The following is a 17,599-nucleotide window of genomic DNA, read 5'->3' on the forward strand; positions in this document are numbered from 1 at the left end:
GCGCTGGAGAACGTCCTGATGAACAGCGTCTTCCACGTGAGCGCCGTGATGCCGGCCGTCCTGCCCTTCCTGATCCGCCTGGCAGCCGCCCCCGACGTCGCGGTGCGGTCCGACCTGGTGGAAATCCTGGTGATCGCGGCGGAGTCGTCCCTCCCCGTCGACGCCGACGACGAAGGCCAGGTGCTGCTGTTCGGGAAGGAGGACGACCACCCGGAACGCGCGTGGTGCAAGATCCTCACGGGACGGGTCTCAGCCCACCTTCCCCCGCACCAGGGGCAGGGAGAGCGTGCCCGTCGACTCGGGGGCGCTGACGACGGTCACCGGCTTGATCCCGCGGTTGCCGGAGTACGCCGTGTCGCTCGCCGCGATCACGAACTCCAGCCGGTGGCCGGTCTCGTAGCGGTGGACGATGCCCGGCAGTTCGACCGTGAACGGGCGGGTGACGTCCGGTACGCGGACCGGCGCGACGAGCCGGTTGACCAGGGTCTTCGTGCCGTCGGGCGCGACGTCGTAGAGCTTGGCGAAGAGGACGAGCTTGTCGGCCGCGTCGCCGGAGTCCTGGACCCGCTCGGTCGCCGGGGAGACGACCTTCAGGGTGGCCTTCGGGGCGCCGACCAGGTCGACGGGGGCGGTGAGCGGGGCGCTGGTCCAGCCGAGGTGGGTGCCGGGGGTGTCGTACGGCCGGGGGTCGGGCAGCCCGATCACGCCGGCGAGCGAGGACTCCGAATGACTGCTCGGAAGAAGCCAGTTGGTGTACGTGCGGGAGCCCCGGGCGACCTTCGCGCGGTCGTCGACGAGCTTGCCGTTCCCGGAGAGGTACAGCTCCTGGCTGAGGGCCGGGACCTCGTCGGCGGTGCCGTAGCCGTCCTCGCCGTCGCGGTACCAGGCGAAGGCGGGGCCGGTGTCCGCGGCCGCGTTCTTCCGCAGGTGCCGGTCGAACCAGGCGAGGATCCGCTGTCCGACGTAGCTCCCCTCCGGGTTCCCGAGGTCGAGTTCGCCCGGCTTCTGACCTCCGCTGTGGCCCCAGGACTGCCAGATCATGCGGGTGTCGACGCCCCGCTCGCGGAGCCGGTCGTAGGTGGCCCGCGCCTCGTTGAGGTTGAACAGGCTGTCGGACTGCCCCTGGACGATCAGGGTGGGCGCGGTGACCCGGTCGAGGTAGGAGACCGGGGAGACGCTGCGGGCGTAGGCGAGCATCTTCGCGGTCGCGGCCCCGGGCAGGCGGCCGGAGTTGAGGAGCCGTACGGTCTCGCAGGCGTCGGTGGTGAAGTGCAGGCAGCCGAGCGCGTTGATCCGGCTGGGGTCGAGGGAGGGGACGAGCAGCGGCTGCCCCTCGCCCATGAGGTAGAAGCCGTTCGCCCACTGCCACTTGAAGACGCCGGGGGTGGCGCGGTCGGCGGCGTTGGGGGCGAGCGAGTACGCCAGGTCGTTCCAGGTGATGAGGGGGACGAGGGCGTCGAGGCGCCGGTCGACGGAGGCGGTGGCGAGTTGCACGGCGCCGCCGTACGAGCCGCCGATCATGCCCACGCGCGGGTCGCCCGCGCCGTCCCGGGCGACGAAGTCGACGCGGGTGCCGTCGTCGGCGGCCCGGGTGCCCGCGAGGAAGTCGACGAGCCGGGAGGCGGCCCGGCCGTCGGTCTCCGGATCGTCCAGGGAGATCAGGCAGCCGGTCTTCCCGAAGCCGAGGCCCGAGTAGACGAGGCCGACGTAGCCGCGCTCGGCGAAGGCCCTGCCGATGGCGTCGGTGGAGCCGTCGCTCTTGCTCCCGCCGAAGCCGTTGGTGGCGAGGACGGCGGGCGCGGGACGGCCGGCGTCCACGCCGGCCGGCCGGTAGAGGTCGGCGTCGACCGCACAGCTCCGGCCGCCCGCCTCGACGGTGAACTTCAGCGGGGTGACGGTGTACGCGCCCGCCTCCCCGGCTCCGGCGGGCGCGGCCCCGGCCGGTGCCGCGAGGGCGAGGGGCGCGGCCAGCGCGGCCGCACCGGCCACGAGGGCGAGGAGCTTGCGGGGCCTGGGCACGGCACGGGACACAGGGACCTCCACGCTGAGGACGACACCGGGCGGCCCACGGACACGTACCGACTGGTCAGTACCAAGGGCGGCGCGCCCATCGTGTGGCACGGCTCACAGGGCCGTCAACGCGCGCGTCAAAGGTTGTTGACGGAGATTCAGTGAAGGCGGGTGGTCCGTGGAGGCGGGTGGTCCGTGAAGACAGGTGGTCCGTGAAGGCAGGTGTCCGCAGAGGGGCCCGTGGTGCTCAGCGCAGGGCCGGTACGTCGAGGGTGAGCGTCCCCGCGTCCGCGTCGAGCACCGCCGGCACCCCGAGCGGCACGGTGAGGGCGGTCGCGCCGTGCCCGAAGCCCAGCTCCTCCACGACCGGCACCCCGAGGCCGCCGAGCCGGTCGGCGAGCACCGCCCGCACCTCCTCGTACGGCCCGCACTCCGCCCAGGAGCCGAGCGCGACGCCCGCGACCCCGTCGAGCCAGCCGGAGCGCAGGAGTTGGGTGAGGATCCGGTCGAGGCGGTACGGCTCCTCCCCCACGTCCTCCAGGACGAGCAGCCCGCCGCGCGCCGAGGGCCGGGCGTGCGGGGTGCCGAGGTCGGCGGCGAGGAGGCTGACGCAGCCGCCGAGGGTCACGCCCCGGGCGCGGCCCGGCACCAGCGCCCGCGCCGTCTCCAGGCCGAGGGTCCGTACCGACTCGGGCTCGAACAGGGTGGCCCGCAGCGACTCCCGCGTACCCGGGTCCGACAGGAAGGTGCCCGCCGCGGTCATCGGCCCGTGCAGGGTGGCGAAGCCCGCGCGGACGGCGAGGGCCTCGTGCAGGACGGTGACGTCGCTGTAGCCGACGAAGGCCTTGGGGCCGGCCGCCCGGACGGCCGTCCAGTCGACGAGGTCCACCATGCGCTGGGCCCCGTAGCCGCCGCGCGCGCAGATCACGGCGGAGACCGAGGGGTCGCACCAGGCCTCGGTCAGGTCCCGGGCCCGCGCCCGGTCCGCCCCGGCGAGGTACCCGAGGGCGGGGTGGACGTCCAGGACGTGCGGGGCGACCACCGGCTCCAGGTCCCAGCCGCGCAGCACGTCGAGCCCCGCCCGCAGCCGCTCCTCGGGGACGGGTCCGCTGGGCGCGACGACGGCGACCCGCGCCCCGGGCCGGAGCCGGGCCGGCCGCTCCAGGGGGCCGACGGCGAGCGGCTCCCGCGCCGCGCCGCCGGTCACGTGCGGTACTCCAGGGCCGGGACGTCCGTACGGTCGAAGCCGAACACCGTGGCGTACAGGGACAGTTCGGCCTCCAGGGCGCGGACCAGGGTGTCGGCCCCGCGGAAGCCGTGGCCCTCCCCCTCGAAGGCGAGGTAGGCGTGCGGGACGCCCCGGCCGGCCGTGCGGGAGAGGAAGCGCTCGGCCTGCGCGGGCGGGCAGATGACGTCGTCGAGGCCCTGGAGCAGCAGGAACGGGGCCGTGATCCGGTCGACGTGCTCGATGGGCGAGCGCTCCTTGTAGCGGCCCGGGACCCGGTCGAAGGGGCCGATCAGGCCGTGGAGGTACTGGGACTCGAAGTCGTGGGTCTCGTCGGTGGCCCAGCCCCGCAGGTCCAGGACGGGGTAGAGGATCGTGCCGCAGGCGTACACGTCCGTGCCGGTGAGGGAGGCGGCGGTCGTCCAGCCGCCCGCGCTGCCGCCGCGCACGGCGAGCCGCGCCGGGTCGGCGGTGCCCTCGGCGGCGAGCGCCGTCGCGACGGCCGCGCAGTCCTCCACGTCGACGACGCCCCACTGCTCGCGCAGCCGCTCCCGGTACTCCCGGCCGTAGCCGGTCGAGCCGCCGTAGTTGACCTCGGCGACGCCGATGCCCCGCGAGGTGAAGTAGGCGATCTCCAGGTCGAGGACGAGCGGGTCGTGCCCGGTGGGCCCGCCGTGGGCCCGGATCACGTAGGGCGGCAGCTCTCCGTCGGGGCCGGTGAAGCCGGGGTGGCGGGGCGGGTAGAGCTGGGCGTGGATCTCCCGGCCGCCGGGCCCGGTGAAGGTGCGGACGCGGGGCTCGGGGTAGTACGCGGGGTCGACGGCGTCGGTGTGCGCGGCGCCGACCACCCGGGCGCGGCCGGTGCGGGTGTCGAGCTCGACGAGTTCGTAGGAGCTGTACGGTCCGGCGGCGACGCCGACCACCCGGGTGCCGTGGACGGCGAGGGAGGGGGCCCACTCGGTCCAGGGGCCGACGGCGTCGACGAGGTCGCCGCGCTCGGGGTCGAGGATGCCGAGGGAGGTGGTGCCCGTGCCGTGGACGACGGCGACGAGCCCGTTCTCCAGGGGCGCGAACCAGGTGAGTCCGATCTTCCAGAGCGGTCCGCCGAACTCCTCGGGGCGGGGACAGAGCGCGACCGGTTCGGACAGGGCGCCGTCGTCGCCGACCGCGGCCCGGTAGAGGTTCCACCAGCCGGTGCGGTCGCTGACGAGGAGCAGCCGGCCCGCCGCGTCCCAGTCGACCTGCGGGATCGACTCGGCCGGTCCGCCGGCGACGGTCCTGGCGCCTCGGAAGGTGCCGTCGGGGGCGACCTCGGCGAGCAGGACCTCGGTGCCGTCCCACGGCATCCGGGGGTGGTCCCAGCCGATCCAGACCGCCCGGGTCCCGTCCGGGGAGAGCCGGGGGCCGGTCACGAACCGGTGCCGTTCGCCCGTGAGTTCGCGCACGGCCGTGCGGTCCCCGGCGGCGGAGCCGTCGAGCGGCACGGCGACGGGCACCCGGCGCACGTCGGTCGGCGCGGGTCCGGTGAACTCCTCCAGGACGCACCACACCTCGTCCCGGTCCGGGTGGACCACCGGGTCGGCCCAGCGCAGTCCGCCGCCGACGGCGGAGACGGGGGTGAGCGGCCGGGGCTCCGCGTCGGGCCCGGCGTCGGGCTCGTACGCGTACAGCCGCTGGTCGGGGAAGTGGCAGAACACCACGAGCGGTCCGTCCCCGGGGCGGTCGGCCGCCGCCCAGGGCCGGCCGCCGTACTCGACGACCCGGCTGCGGACGTTCCACGGGGCGGGCAGCACGGTCTCCTCCGTGCCGTCGGCGCGCCGCCGCACGAGGGCCCGGCGGCCGCCCTCGGCGGGCCGGGGCGCGATCCACCACAGCTCGTCGCCGACGGCGCCGGGGTACTCGGGCCGTCCGTCGTGCGCGGCGGTGAGCGCCGCGTCGACGGGCGAGGGCCAGCTGCCGTAGGCGGCCGTGTTCATGGTCTCCGCTCCCCCTGTCACAGGTTCGTTCCCCTCCGTGTCCTACGCGCCCCGGGCGTCCCGTGCCCCGGGGGGCGTCTCGTCGATCGTGCTGGGCTCGCGGCGTCCGGCATGATCGACGAGACACCCCCTAGGCGGTCTTCAGGTAGTGGTCGAGCACCCGGACCCCGAAGTGGAGGGCGTCCACGGGGACGCGCTCGTCGACGCCGTGGAAGAGCGCGGCGTAGTCGAGGCCCGGGGGCAGTTTCAGCGGCGAGAAGCCGTAGCCGGTGATGCCGAGCCGGGAGAACTGCTTGGCGTCGGTGCCGCCGGACATGGTGAACGGCACGACGTGCCCGTCCGGGTCGAAGCGCTCGACGGCGGCCCGCAGCTTGGCGAAGGTCGGGGAGTCGACGGGGGCCTCCAGGGGCACCTCGCGGTGGTGGAACTCCCACTCCACGTCCGGTCCGGTGAGCCGGTCCATCGTCTCGGTGAACTCCTCCTCGGCGCCCGGCAGCATCCGCCCGTCCACGTAGGCGACGGCGGCGCCCGGGATGACGTTGACCTTGTAGCCGGCCTCCAGCACGGTCGGGTTGGCGCTGTTGCGGACGGTCGGCGCGACGAGGGCGGCGGCGGGGCCGAGCTTGTCGAGGAGGAGGTCCGTGTCGAAGTCGGGGGCGTGGGTGTCGATCTCGATCCCGTACAGCGCGGCCAGTTCGGTGAGGGCGGCGCGGACGGTGGTGGTGAGCCGGACCGGCCAGGTGTGGGCGCCGATCCGGGCGACGGCGGCGGCGAGGCGGGTGACGGCGTTGGCCGTGTTCACCTTGGAGCCGTGGCCGGCGCGGCCGCGGGCGGTGAGCTTGAGCCAGGCGGTGCCCCGCTCCCCCGCCGCGATCGGGTAGAGGGTGGTGCCGGGCTCCGGGTGGAAGCTGAACGCCCCGGACTCGCTGATGCCCTCCGTACAGCCCTCGAAGAGCGCCGCGTGGCGGTCGGCGAGGAAGCCGGAGCCGTCGGCGGCGCTGTCCTCCTCGTCGGCGGTGTAGGCGAGGACGACGTCCCGGCGCGGTCGGACGCCCTGCCGGGCCCAGGAGCGGACGACGGCCAGGACCATCGCGTCCATGTTCTTCATGTCGACGGCGCCGCGCCCCCACACGAGGCCGTCGCGGACCTCGCCGGAGAAGGGGTGGACGGTCCACTCGGCGGGGTCGGCGGGCACCACGTCCAGGTGGCCGTGGACCAGGAGCGCGGGGGCCGTGGGGTCGGTGCCGGGGACGCGCGCCACGACGTTGGTGCGGCCGGTGGTCCGCTCCAGGAGGGTGGGCTCGATCCCGGCGGCGGCGAGCCGCTCGGCGACGTACTCGGCGGCGGGGCGCTCGCGGCAGTCGCCGCCGCCCCGGTTGGTGGTGTCGATGCGGATGAGCTCGGAGGTGAAGGCGACCACCTCGTCGAGCGCCGTCGCGTCCGGTTCCCGGACCTCCTCAGCCATACTGCTCCTCCACCGCGGCGGAGACGATGGTCGTGACCGCCTTGAACGTACGGATTGCCTCGTACATGGTCCCGCTCGTGTACGCGACGCGCCGCTCCCCGCCGCGCGCCACGCCGGGAACCACCGTGGCGGCGGCGCCCAGGTGCTCGGCGTCGAACTCGACCTCCACGGTGAAGGGGCCGCCCCGGACCGGTTCGTACCGCACGGCGAGCGCGGCGCCGGCCTTCGCCGCGGCCCGGATGTCGGCGGCGGTCCTGGCCGGGGGCCGGCACACCGCCGCGTACCGCGAGACGTGGTCCTTGACGGCGACCTTGGGCGCCTCGGGGGCGTAGCCGAGGGCGTCCTCGCAGGTCAGGTCGTCGCCGGTGACGAGGACGACGGGGACGCCGTACTCCGCGACCACCCGGGCGTTGAGCAGGCCCTCGCTCGCCCGCTCGCCGTCGAGCCAGACGCCGGTGATGGAGTTGGCGAGGTAGGTGTGGGCGAGGACCCCCTCGGCGCCCGCGCCCGTGTGGTAGCCGACGAAGGCGACGCCGTCGACGTCCCCGTGCTGGACGCCCTCGACCATGGAGAGGGACTTGTGCCGGCCGGTGAGCATCTCGGCCCGCTCGTCGAGCCGCTCCAGGAGCAGGTTCCGCATGCTCCAGTGCGCCTCGTTGATCAGGACCTCGTCGGCGCCGCCGTCGAAGAACCCGAGCACCGCCGCGTTCACGTCGGACGTGAACATCGCGCGGCACCGCTCCCACTGCGGCGTGCCGGGCAGCACGTCGGCGGGCCAGGTCACGCCGGTCGCGCCCTCCATGTCGGCGCTGATGAGGATCTTCATGCCTGGCACCGTACGCGCCGCCCGGCAGCCGTACCACCCCTGTGGAAAACCGTCGTCGGCCTGGACCGATGGCACGGGCCGGGCGGCGGACCGGCGAGGTCTCGAAACGGACGAAACGTCGCCAAGAGGCCTGTATAGGCTGTCGGTCGCAGTTGTCGTACCCGACCCTCGGAGAGCCCCGGTGACCATCGCCTTCACCCCGTCCGAAACCGCGTCCGCCGAAGGGGCCGCCGGGCCCGTCATGGCGGAGGAGCCCGAGTTCTGGGAGCCCCCGGCCCCGGAGCCCCGGGACGAGCACGACGCACAGCACACCGGGGACCGGGAGGAAGAGGACCGGGACGCCGGCGAGGTCGACCCCGTCGTCGTCCGTGACGCCCACGACTTCGGCGTCTACGCCCGTACCGGCGGCTGGGCCTTCGCGCTCAAGGTGGCACGGAGCGTGCGGCCCGGTGGTCAGGCCGCCGAGGGCGAGGCCCGCAGGAAGGTCTCCGCGAAGGCGTTCGCGGAGCTCGCGGGGTGCTCGCCCGAGCGGGTCATGCGCCACTACAAGGCCTGGGACGTGGCGGCCGACGACGGCCTGGTCCCGCAGTTCGAGGTGCTGGTCCCCGGCGAGGACGTCGAGCTGCCCGACGCGGACGTCTGGATCTCGTACTACTCCTCCCGCAACAGCGCGGGATCGGTGCGCGGCCAGGCGATCAGCGCGGCGGCGGAGGCCGAGGGCATCCGGCCGACGAAGGCCCTGGAGGTCGCGGAGAACCCGACGGCGCTGCGCGCGGCGATCCTCGCCGACCCCGGGACGGCGGAGGCGGCGCGCGGCGCGCTGCTCGACCGGATGAAGGAGGACCCGGCCCTCCAGACGGAGATGGCCCGCGCGTTCGTGCGCACCGACGACCTGAAGAAGGCGGTGGCGAGCGAGGCGAAGGCGGCCGACCGCATCGGGTACGTCCGGCAGATCGTGGAGAAGGGGCAGATCAAGACGCCCGCCGGGCAGACCGTGGAGGCGCCGCCCGAGCTGCGGGCGGAGGCAGAGCGGCACCTGTCGCTCCTCGACGAGCTCGACGACTCGGAGGAGACCGGCGAGTGGGCCGGCGAGGCGTACGACACGGTCAGGGGGCTCGTCGCCAAGGCCGTCGAGGAGGACCCGGCGCTGCGGGTCCAGGAACGGCGGACGAAGTTCTACAGCAGCCTGCAGAGGGCGACGAAGGTCTTCGAGGAGCTGACGCTGGACGAGGTCCTGGAGGAGGAGGTCTTCGAGGACGACATGCTCCAGCGCCTCGAAGCCCTCCAGGAGGCGATCGGCTCCTGCATCAGCGCGCTGCGCAGGGCGTCGACCGCCTCCTGAGCCCCTCGCGGGGGTCTCCGGAAGGGAGGAGCTCCGCCTCCTGAGCCCCTCGCGGAGGTCTCCGGAAGGGAGCACCTCCGCCTCCTGGTCCTTCGGGAGGGTCTCCGGGAGGGACCTCAGTCCTGGTGGCCGAGCTGGAGGTCGCGTTCGGTGCGGCCCCCGCCGGCCACCTGGAGGACGGTCGCGACGGGCGGGTACCCGGCGGCGATGACCGTGTACTCGCCGGAGGACAGGTCGATGAAGCGGAAGGTGCCGTCGGCCCCGGTCGTGAGGGTGTCGACGACGTTCCCGGCCGCGTCGAGCAGGGTGACCCGGGCGTCCTCCACCGGACGCCCGCCGCCCGCCCTGACCGTCCCGCGCAGCACGGCCCCGCCCGCGAGCTCGATGTCCTGGCGGGTCTCGCGGGAGGCCTGGACGCTCACCGGGAGCGCGGCGGGCCGGAACGCGGGGGCGCTGGCGGCGAGCGTGTACTCGCCCGCGACCAGTTCGGTGATGACGTACCCGCCCTCGCGGCCGCTGCGGGTGGAGGCGACGACCTCGCCGCGCACGTCGGTGAGGGTGACGGCCGCGTCCCGCACGGGCGTGCCGTCGGCGGTGACGACGCTGCCCGCGAGCCGGCCCGCGCCGCCGAGGACGACGTCGAGCTCCACCGGCCGGTCCCCGACGGTGACGGAGACGGCCTGCGGCTGGTGTCCGCCGGCCGCCGCGATCAGGACGTAGGCGCCGCCGCCGGGCACGCTCAGCGCGTACCGGCCGTCCTCGCCGCTCGCGCCGCGGCCGATCTGCCGCCCCTGGACGTCGATGAGGGTGAGGGCGGCCCGGGGGACGCGGCTGCCGTCGTGGTGCTGGACCGTGCCGCAGACGGGGAGTCCGGAGTGCGGGGCTCCCTGGTGCGACGGGGCAGTGGAGTACGAAGGCGCGGCGGAGTGCGAAGGCACGGCGGGGGCGGGTTCGGGAGCGGTGTGCCGGGCGTGCGGGACCGCCTGGGTGGCGAAGTCCGCGGCCTCGGTGGTGGGGGTGGGGTGGGACACCAGCGGTTTCTCCTTGAGGAAGAAGGCGAGGACGAGGCCGAGCACGAGGACCGGCACGAGGTAGAGGAAGATGCGCGGCATCGCGTCCGCGTACGCCTGCACGTACGCGTCGCGCAGGGCGGGCGGCAGGGCGTGCACCGTCTGCGGGGTGATCGACTCGGCCGGGAGCGGGGCGGCGGAGCCGTCCCGCGGCAGGACGCCGGCGAGCCGGTCGCCGAGGGCGTCGTCGAGCCGGGAGGCGAAGAGGGTGCCGAAGATCGCGGCGCCGACGCTGCCGCCGATCTGGCGGAAGTAGTTGTGGGCGCTGGTGGCGGTGCCGAGGTCGGCGGGGCGCACGGAGTTCTGCACGGCGAGCACGAGCACCGGCATGACCAGGCCGATGCCGGTGCCGAGGACGGCCTGCCAGAGGCTGTGCTGGAGACGCGGGGTGTCGGTGCCCATGTGGGAGAGCAGCCACATGCCGAGGGCGGCGAGCGCCCCGCCGGCCAGCGGATAGGCCTTGTAGCGGCCGGTGCGGCTGATGAGCTGGCCCGAGACGACGGAGGCGACGACGATGCCGCCCATGAGGGGCAGCATCAGGAGGCCGGACTCGGTGGCGGTGGCGCCCTCGACCATCTGGAGGAAGCTGGGCAGGTAGCTGGCGGCGCCGAAGAGCGCGATGCCGACGACGACGCCGACGAGTGCGGTGACGGTGAAGACGGAGTCGCGGAAGAGCCGGAGCGGGATGAGGGGTTCGGGCGCGAAGTGCTCGACGACCAGGAAGAGCAGGGTGGTTCCGGCGGCGCCGCAGGCGAGGGCGAGGACGACCCGGGAGTCCCAGGCGTACTCGGTGCCGCCCCAACTGGTCAGCAGCACCAGGCAGGTGGAGGCGGCGGCGAGGAGCAGCGCGCCGAGGACGTCGAAGCGCGCGCGTACGGCGGGCTTGGGGAGCTTGAGGACGGTGGCGACGACGGCGAGGGTGACGAGCCCGAAGGGCACGTTGAAGTAGAAGCACCAGCGCCAGGAGACGTGGTCGGTGAAGAAGCCGCCGAGCAGCGGTCCGGCGACGGAGGCGAGGCCGAAGGCGGCGCCGATCATGCCCATGTACCGGCCGCGTTCCCGGGGCGGGACGATGTCGGCGATGATCGCCTGGACGCCGATCATGAGACCGCCGGCGCCGATGCCCTGGACCGCGCGGAAGGCGATGAGCTGGTCCATCGTCCGGGACCAGCCGGCGAGGCCGGAGCCGATCACGAAGACGACGATGGCGAAGAGGAAGACGCCCTTGCGGCCGAGGAGGTCGCCGAGCTTGCCGTAGACCGGCAGGCCGATGGTGGAGGTCAGCAGGTAGGCGGTGATCGCCCAGGACATCCGGTCCAGGCCCTGGAGTTCGCCGACGATCTTCGGCAGGGCGGTGGCGACGATCATCTGCTCCAGGGCGGCGAGGAGCAGCGCGAGCATGAGGCCGAGGAAGACGAGCCGGACGCGGCGGGGGTCGAGGGCGGCCGGTCCGGGCGCCGGCGCGGGGCCGGCGGGTGGGACGGGCGGCTCCAGGCCCCCGACGCCTCCGGCGTCCCCGACGCCGTCGACGCCCGCGGCGTCCGCGGCATCCGCGGCGTCCGCGGCATCCGCGGCGTCCGCGGCATCCGCAGCGTTCTTGGTGTTCTTCACCACGGTGACCGCACCCACGTGCCTGCTCCCCTCGTCACGGCGTCTGCGCCGCGCCATTCTTCGCATTGGGCGCGAAGGGGGAGCAAGTCGGACGGGTACGGGGGTCAGCGGTGTCCGGGGTGGCGAACGGCCCGGCAGGACGGCGCACTTGGGTCGCTCATCAGCGCGTTTACGAGAGGGCCCGCGCCCCCGGCGCGCGCGGGCGCGGTCACGGGAGGCGCGGGCGATCCACTCGAACCGGTGAACGCTCCGGGCGTTACTTCTCGCGCTCCGGGCGTCGCCGTTCCGCTCCGGGCGTTACTTCTCGACCTCGGCCGCGAGGTTGGCGAGGACGAGGTCGTAGATCCGGCCGAGCCCCTTGGGCGCGAAGGTCTTCTCGAAGAAGCCGCCGATGCCGCCGGCGCCGTTCCAGACCGTGCTGACGACCGCGCGGGACTTCCCCTCGCCGGCGGGGGTGACGGTCCAGGTGGTGACCATGGAGGAGTTGCGGTCCTTCTCGACGAGCTGCCCGTCGGTGGGCTCGCTGACCTCCAGGAGGCAGTCGCGGACGCGCTTGCTGGTGGCCTGGAGCTTCCAGTGGACCAGGGTGCCCTCGCCGTCGCCGCCCTCGCGCACCTCGTACGCGCTGAACTGCTCGGGGAGCAGCTTCGCGCGCGTGCCGCTGTAGTCGGCGAGGGCGTCGAACACCGTCTCGGCGTCCGCGGCGATGATCCGTTCCGTCGTGGCCTCGACCTGCGCCATTGACTTCCTCCAGCTCGTGGTTGGTCGGGGTTGCGGGCCAAGCGAACCACGTGCGCTCCGGGGCGCGAAATCCGGGTTGCGACGATCAAGGGAACAAGTGTTCCATTCTGAGCGAACGGCCGGATCCGAGCGATCGAGGAGGCGTCCATGCGCTGGGACAACCTGGGCGAAACCCCTGCGAACCCCTCCGCCCCCGCCGACCTCGCCCTGTTCGGTACGGACGCGGTCACCACCAGGACCTTCGACACCCCCGAGTTCCGGGGCGTCACCTTCCACGAGGTGCGGGCCCGGTCGATCCTGAACCGGGTCCCCGGCGCCTCCCGGATGCCGTTCGAATGGACGGTCAACCCCTACCGGGGCTGCACGCACGCGTGCGTGTACTGCACTCGTAACCCCATTTAGGCCTAGGAGGACCGATGCTCAGCACTCCGAACGCGGACAAGGCCTGGAAAGGCATGTCGAGCTCCTTCCCGACCCCGGATGCGCCAGGCCAGTATGCAGCTCCGAACAAGGCCGAGAGGACGGCTTACGCCGTACTGCTGCATGCACCGGCCGCACACTCAGGCGACGCCAACGCGAGTCAGTGGCTGCTGCTGCGCGACCGCACAGCGAAGCGCCTGTAACCGACGCACCAGCAGCAGCCGCACTCCGGTATGGCGCACCGGAGATGGCGAGAGGGTCGTTCGTCAGCGGCGTGGCCGTCAGTGCGCTACTGGTCGCAGTGCGGTGATCAGCTTGTTGAACTGCCGAGGGCTCAGCCCGGTGAACGGGGCTATCCACGAGGGTTCCGACGCCGTGATCACACCAGCCACGGCAAGATCATCTCACCTCTGGCCAGCAGTTACGGGACAACCTCTACTTGATCTTTAACCTGTGCGGCGGGGTCGAGGGGTCGTCGACTTCTTGTTCCGGGACGTGACGGTGCCCGTCTTGCGGGGCGTGTGGACGTCGTGCCGTGGGGTGGGCCAGGTGTTCTTTCGGCCGGGAGGCCGTCCGGGTCCGGGGCGGGTGGGTTTCGGTGCCCGGGCCGGGCAGGCGGCTGTCGGGCGGATGTGCCGAAAATCGCGGCGGACACGGGCGGGTGTCAGTCTGTCAGCGGGAACGAGTCTTTCCCAGGGGCGGCGCCGGTCGGCCGCCAGTGGACGGGCCAGTCGCAGTTGGGTGTAGGCGGCGAGGACCAGCCAGGTCCAGCGGTCGGCCGCTTCGGGTGTGCGGATCTTCGGGCAGGTCCAGCCGAGGGTCTGCTTGAACAGGCGGAAGGTGTGCTCGATGTCGAAGCGCCGCAGGTATGCCTGCCAGAGCCGGTCGGTGTCTGATGCGTCTGCGTCGGTGCCCGACCACCACAGCCAGACCGGCTTCGGGGTGGCTCCGCTGGGCAGGTGCTCGATGTCCAGGCGGATCACGGTCCCCTCAATGATCGGGAGGGTGCCGTCGGCCGTGGCCCAGGACGAGCAGTGGGTGAGCCTGGGGTGGAGCCGGTCCCAGGAGCGTGCGAGGGCGGTGCCGTAGAGGCGTGTGCCGGTGACGGTTTCGGTGTCCGGGGTGCCCCAGGTGTCGGGCTGTCCGAAGACGAACTCGCCACCATGCCGGGGCGGCCGGCCCCTGGTGTGCGGCTCCCGGAGCGGTGCCGGCCGACGCAGGACGCGGTCCGACCGCATCCGGGCCAGCACCTGCACCGGCAGGTCCCTCAGCAGGAAGGCGAGGCGGGGCGCGTCGTATCCGGCGTCCGCGATGACGAGGACATCCGGGTCGCCGGCCTGCCACTGACCTGCGGTGATGAGCCGCTCGACCAGTTCGCGCAGCTGCCGGGCGGTGACGGTGGCCGTGTCGTCCCCAGGGGCGAGACGCAGCGCGTCCAGCGGCGCGGTCCACGAGCTGCGGCCGGGCTCCAGCGCGCAGACGATCGAGTAGGGCCAGCCGGGGACCGGGATGTGCTGGTCCTTGCCCCGGCCGTAGGTGTGACACAGGATCCGCTGCGGTGAGGTGTGAGCGGCGGGCCGCAGCCAGCAGGTGACGTCGACGGCCAGGACCAGCCGGCCGTCCGCAGCTCGTGGCAGCGGCACCGATGCCAGGGTCCACCGCATCCGTTCAGCGTCGACCCGGCCCTGGGCGAGCGCGGCGTAGAGACTGCCGTGACCACGGCGGTATTCACCCACCAGCGACAGTTCGGCCAGCGACCTCACCGGACCGTCACCGCACAAAACCGCGTCCGCCAGCTCGAACAGAGCGTCCGAACGAGCGGTAAGGCAGGAGTAGAACTCACCCCGGAAGCGTGACAGTGCGGCCAACGACTCTCGCCGGGCATCTTGATGCTGCAGACTCATCCTCACGGCCTTCGTGCTGGACGTGTGTGTTCCTTGGTCGGAGCACATGTTCAGACGAAGGCCGCCTCCGCGTACGGCGGATACCGAACCGAGTGATCAAGTACGACACGCCGTTCGAGGAACAGCTCTACCGACGGTGCAGATATCCAGGCCCGCAACGAGTGGACCAGTCGCCGGCCGGTGACAGACGCTCTCCGCCGGCCCGCACGACGACAAGCCCGTCACCTTCGAAGCCGATTCGGTCACCGGCAGCAAGGAAGAGCGGGCTCGCCAGCTCGAAGGCGTACCCGTCGTCAGTCTCGAGGTCCTTCACCAGTACCAACCGTGAGGTCGGTGTGGCTCCGTCAGCTACCAGGCGCATACCGAAATGGTCCCACGCAGCCTGAGGTCGCCTCGACCTCATTCAGCGGCTGACTCACGGCCCAGACGTTAAAGATCAAGCTAGGTTCTGTCGTCAAATGTCACGCCCACATCAGGAGTGATGCGAGGGTGACGGCTGCTTCGTAGGACTCGACGGTCTTGTCGTACCGGGTGGCGATTCCTCGCCATTGCTTCAGGCGGTTGAAGCACCATTCCACGACGTTGCGGTGCTTGTAGGTCTCGCGGTCGAAGGCCGGCGGGCGGCCTCCGCGGCTGCCTCGCCGGGCCCGGTTGCGGACCTGGTCGGCCCGCTCGGGAATCGTGTGCGCGATGCCCCGACGGCGGAGCCAGGTGCGGATCGCTTTCGAGCTGTAGCCCTTGTCGCCCAGGACGTGATCGGGTCGGACGCGGGGCCGTCCCGGTCCGGTCCGGGGCACCCGGATCGCTTCCATCACCGTGGTGAACCGGGTGCAGTCGTTGGTGTTGCCGCCCGTGACGACGAAGGCCAGGGGACGGCCCCGTCCGTCACAGGCGAGGTGGATCTTGCTGGTCAGTCCGCCTCTGGACCGGCCGAGCGCCGGGTTGCGGAGCCCCTTTTTCGGGCTCCGGCCGCGTGCTGGTGGGCCCGGACGACCGTGGAGTCGACAGACACCAGCCACTCGATGTCGCCCGCCGCGTCCGCCTCCGCCTGCGCAGCCCGCAGCATCCGGTCGAACGTCCCATCCATTGCCTACCTGCGAAAACGTGTGTGCAGCGTCGCCCACGAGCCATAACGCTTGGGCACGTCCCGCCAGGCCGTCCCGGTCCGGAACTTCCACACGATCCCGTTCAGGACCCGGCGATCGTCCAGCCGCTTCCGCCCCCGCACCGACTCGGGTAGCAACGGCCGGACGAACTCCCACTCGGCATCCGACAGTTCATGACGACGTATCACGACACCATGATCCACCAGCGACGATCATTTGAAGACACTGAGCCGTTTTCATCCTGTCTCTGTGGGGTGAAATGGCAGGTCAGCGGGGGTGTGTAACGAGGCGAGGCTCTTGGTCGTTGCGGTGGTGTTCTCTACGCACCACGCATCGTCCGAGGAGCCTCGCTTGGTCCCGTATCGTGCCACGGTTGATGTCCCGCATGAGCTGGTCGAGCATGTTTCCTGGCTGATCTACGCACGAAGGTGTGAACGCCGCTCGCGGTGGCGGAAGCTGGGGTGCTTCCGGCAGGCCCTGCTCGTGCTGGTGCACCTGCGTAAGAACGAGCCGCTGCCCGCTCTGGCAGCCGGCTTCGGCGTCTCGACAGCCACAGCCTGGCGCTACGTCGACGAGACTCTCGACGTCCTTGCGGCGTGGGCGCCAGATTTGCACGAGGCCCTGACCGGGCTGGGCGAGGGCGACCACGTCATCGTGGACGGGACCTTGATCCCGATCGACCGCATCGCCGCGGACGAGCCGTACTACTCAATGAAGCACCGTCGGCATGGCAGGAACGTGCAGGTCATCGCCCGTCCCGACGGCACACCGCTGTGGTTCTCCCGCGCAACGCCCGGCCGCCCCCACGACCTGACCGCGGCCCGGGCCCACGGCATCGTCCAGGCCTGCCTGACCCGGCAGATCCTCGTCATACCAAGGCGCCGACGCCACATTTCCGCACCCCGTACCACCACCACCGTGAACAGCCCGAGCACTACCAGCAGTTCAACCGCGACCACGCCCGACTCAGAGCTCCCGGCGAACGCGCCTTCGCGCAGCTGAAGTCCTGGCACATCCTCCGCCGGGCCCGATGCTCCACCCGCCGCATCGGCACCATCGTCCAGGCCGTCCACACCCTGCTGACCTGCAACTATTCAGGATGAAAACGGCTCACTGGAGCGGGTCAGCAGGCAGACGCCTCGAGAGATCAGAGGCATCGAAATCAGGGTCGGCGTTGACGAACCAGTCAGAGAGCCCGCATACATTTCGCATGCGGGCTCCCTTATTGCGCAGCACGGCTCCTGGAACTCTTCCCAGTCACCGATCAGGAAACTGGACTAGCTCCTCCCTCTCGGCCTGCGCATCTCGCGAACGCCCCGCAAGATTGCGAGAGCTGCAACCAACGCAACTCCCATCAGGACCCACAACGTGAATACTGATTTCATCCAGAAGGCGAATACCGGGGCCAAGACGAGACATCCGATAATCACTGCCACGCCTACGGTTATGCGCTCTTTGCCGTGCAAGCTGCGCATTTTCCCCCTTCCTGGAGAATTTTGAGAGGGTTTCAGGGACCAGGAACGAACTTCGTCAGCCCCCCGCCGACACCACCCAGAATCCCACCGACGGCGCAAGCTGCTGCTACATCGCCTCCATCGCCTCCGGAGACGGCCTCCCCTACTGCAGCACCGGCGCAGCCCCCTACGATTCCGCCGATTACGGGGCCTCCAAGCGCTGTGCCAGCGGCGAGCGCGAGGGCACCTACTACACCACCTGCGAGAGCCGCATCCAAGCTAAACAGCCCTGTGGGGTCGATGCGGTTGACGGGGTCGCCTTCGGCGTAGAGGTAGGGGTTCTTCTCCTGGCCGGAGGGGTCGGGCTGGGTGAAGCGGCCGATGTTGGCGTCGTAGTAGCGGGCGGCGAGGTGGTAGAGGCCGGTGGGGTCCTGGTAGCCGCCGGCGAA

Annotated in this window: 11 protein-coding genes and 4 pseudogenes; 4 read left to right on the plus strand and 11 right to left on the minus strand. The window is 72.1% G+C overall.

The annotated features are described in order from the left end of the window. Window positions 1-249: 249 nt before the first annotated feature. The 5 genes from ACIP5O_RS35850 to ACIP5O_RS35870 form a co-directional block, all read right to left on the minus strand. Window positions 250-2,031, minus strand: coding sequence for a CocE/NonD family hydrolase (locus tag ACIP5O_RS35850; protein ID WP_401301727.1), 1,782 nt, complete (start codon window positions 2,029-2,031; stop codon window positions 250-252). 226 nt (window positions 2,032-2,257) lie between these two features. Then, complete coding sequence (locus ACIP5O_RS35855) at window positions 2,258-3,217, minus strand: LD-carboxypeptidase (protein ID WP_401301729.1); 960 nt, start codon at window positions 3,215-3,217, stop codon at window positions 2,258-2,260. Next, entirely contained in the window at window positions 3,214-5,211 is a 1,998-nt protein-coding gene (locus tag ACIP5O_RS35860; RefSeq protein WP_401301732.1) for an LpqB family beta-propeller domain-containing protein, read from the minus strand. Before ACIP5O_RS35860 ends, ACIP5O_RS35855 begins: the two co-directional genes overlap by 4 nt. 130 nt (window positions 5,212-5,341) lie before the next feature. Beyond that, entirely contained in the window at window positions 5,342-6,676 is a 1,335-nt protein-coding gene (locus ACIP5O_RS35865; protein WP_401301735.1) for a M20/M25/M40 family metallo-hydrolase, read from the minus strand. Next, on the minus strand, window positions 6,669-7,502 hold the full coding sequence (locus tag ACIP5O_RS35870; RefSeq protein WP_356545954.1) for a M55 family metallopeptidase: 834 nt from the start codon (window positions 7,500-7,502) through the stop codon (window positions 6,669-6,671). Before ACIP5O_RS35870 ends, ACIP5O_RS35865 begins: the two co-directional genes overlap by 8 nt. A 181-nt stretch (window positions 7,503-7,683) precedes the next feature. Between ACIP5O_RS35870 and ACIP5O_RS35875 the strand changes: the two genes are divergently transcribed. After that, window positions 7,684-8,844 (plus strand): hypothetical protein, encoded by a 1,161-nt coding sequence (locus tag ACIP5O_RS35875; RefSeq protein ID WP_401301739.1) that lies wholly within the window; start codon window positions 7,684-7,686, stop codon window positions 8,842-8,844. A 116-nt stretch (window positions 8,845-8,960) separates the two neighbouring features. Here ACIP5O_RS35875 and ACIP5O_RS35880 read toward each other — a convergent pair whose 3' ends face one another. Further along, window positions 8,961-11,408 (minus strand): MFS transporter, encoded by a 2,448-nt coding sequence (locus tag ACIP5O_RS35880; RefSeq protein WP_401301756.1) that lies wholly within the window; start codon window positions 11,406-11,408, stop codon window positions 8,961-8,963. 414 nt (window positions 11,409-11,822) lie between these two features. Further along, on the minus strand, window positions 11,823-12,266 hold the full coding sequence (locus tag ACIP5O_RS35885; RefSeq protein ID WP_401301742.1) for an SRPBCC family protein: 444 nt from the start codon (window positions 12,264-12,266) through the stop codon (window positions 11,823-11,825). Between the two features lie 147 nt (window positions 12,267-12,413). On the opposite strand from ACIP5O_RS35885, the pseudogene ACIP5O_RS35890 reads away from it, so the two are divergent. Together ACIP5O_RS35890 and ACIP5O_RS35895 are read left to right on the plus strand one after the other, a co-directional pair. Further along, window positions 12,414-12,650, plus strand: a pseudogene (locus ACIP5O_RS35890) (radical SAM protein); the annotation flags it as partial. Between the two features lie 32 nt (window positions 12,651-12,682). Beyond that, the gene (locus tag ACIP5O_RS35895) at window positions 12,683-12,889 is read left to right on the plus strand and encodes a hypothetical protein (RefSeq protein WP_401301745.1); all 207 of its coding nucleotides are present in this window, start codon (window positions 12,683-12,685) and stop codon (window positions 12,887-12,889) included. Between the two features lie 93 nt (window positions 12,890-12,982). Here ACIP5O_RS35895 and ACIP5O_RS35900 read toward each other — a convergent pair. The 3 genes and pseudogenes from ACIP5O_RS35900 to ACIP5O_RS35910 all read right to left on the minus strand — a co-directional run. Further along, window positions 12,983-13,078, minus strand: a pseudogene (locus tag ACIP5O_RS35900) (IS5/IS1182 family transposase); the annotation flags it as partial. A gap of 54 nt (window positions 13,079-13,132) precedes the next feature. After that, a complete protein-coding gene (locus tag ACIP5O_RS35905) occupies window positions 13,133-14,590 on the minus strand; it encodes an NF041680 family putative transposase (RefSeq protein WP_401301748.1) in 1,458 nt (485 codons plus the stop codon). A gap of 461 nt (window positions 14,591-15,051) precedes the next feature. Further along, a pseudogene (locus ACIP5O_RS35910) lies at window positions 15,052-15,881 on the minus strand (IS5 family transposase). A gap of 124 nt (window positions 15,882-16,005) precedes the next feature. Between ACIP5O_RS35910 and ACIP5O_RS35915 the strand changes: the two are divergent. Further along, a pseudogene (locus ACIP5O_RS35915) lies at window positions 16,006-16,799 on the plus strand (transposase family protein). A 404-nt stretch (window positions 16,800-17,203) separates the two neighbouring features. On the opposite strand, the gene ACIP5O_RS35920 reads toward ACIP5O_RS35915, so the two are convergent. Next, the coding region (locus ACIP5O_RS35920; protein WP_401301750.1) for an RHS repeat-associated core domain-containing protein at window positions 17,204-17,599 on the minus strand (396 nt) is incomplete at its 5' end.

Origin of the sequence: Streptomyces sp. NPDC088915 (assembly GCF_044749825.1) — a bacterium.
Taxonomy (GTDB): Bacteria; Actinomycetota; Actinomycetes; order Streptomycetales; family Streptomycetaceae; genus Streptomyces.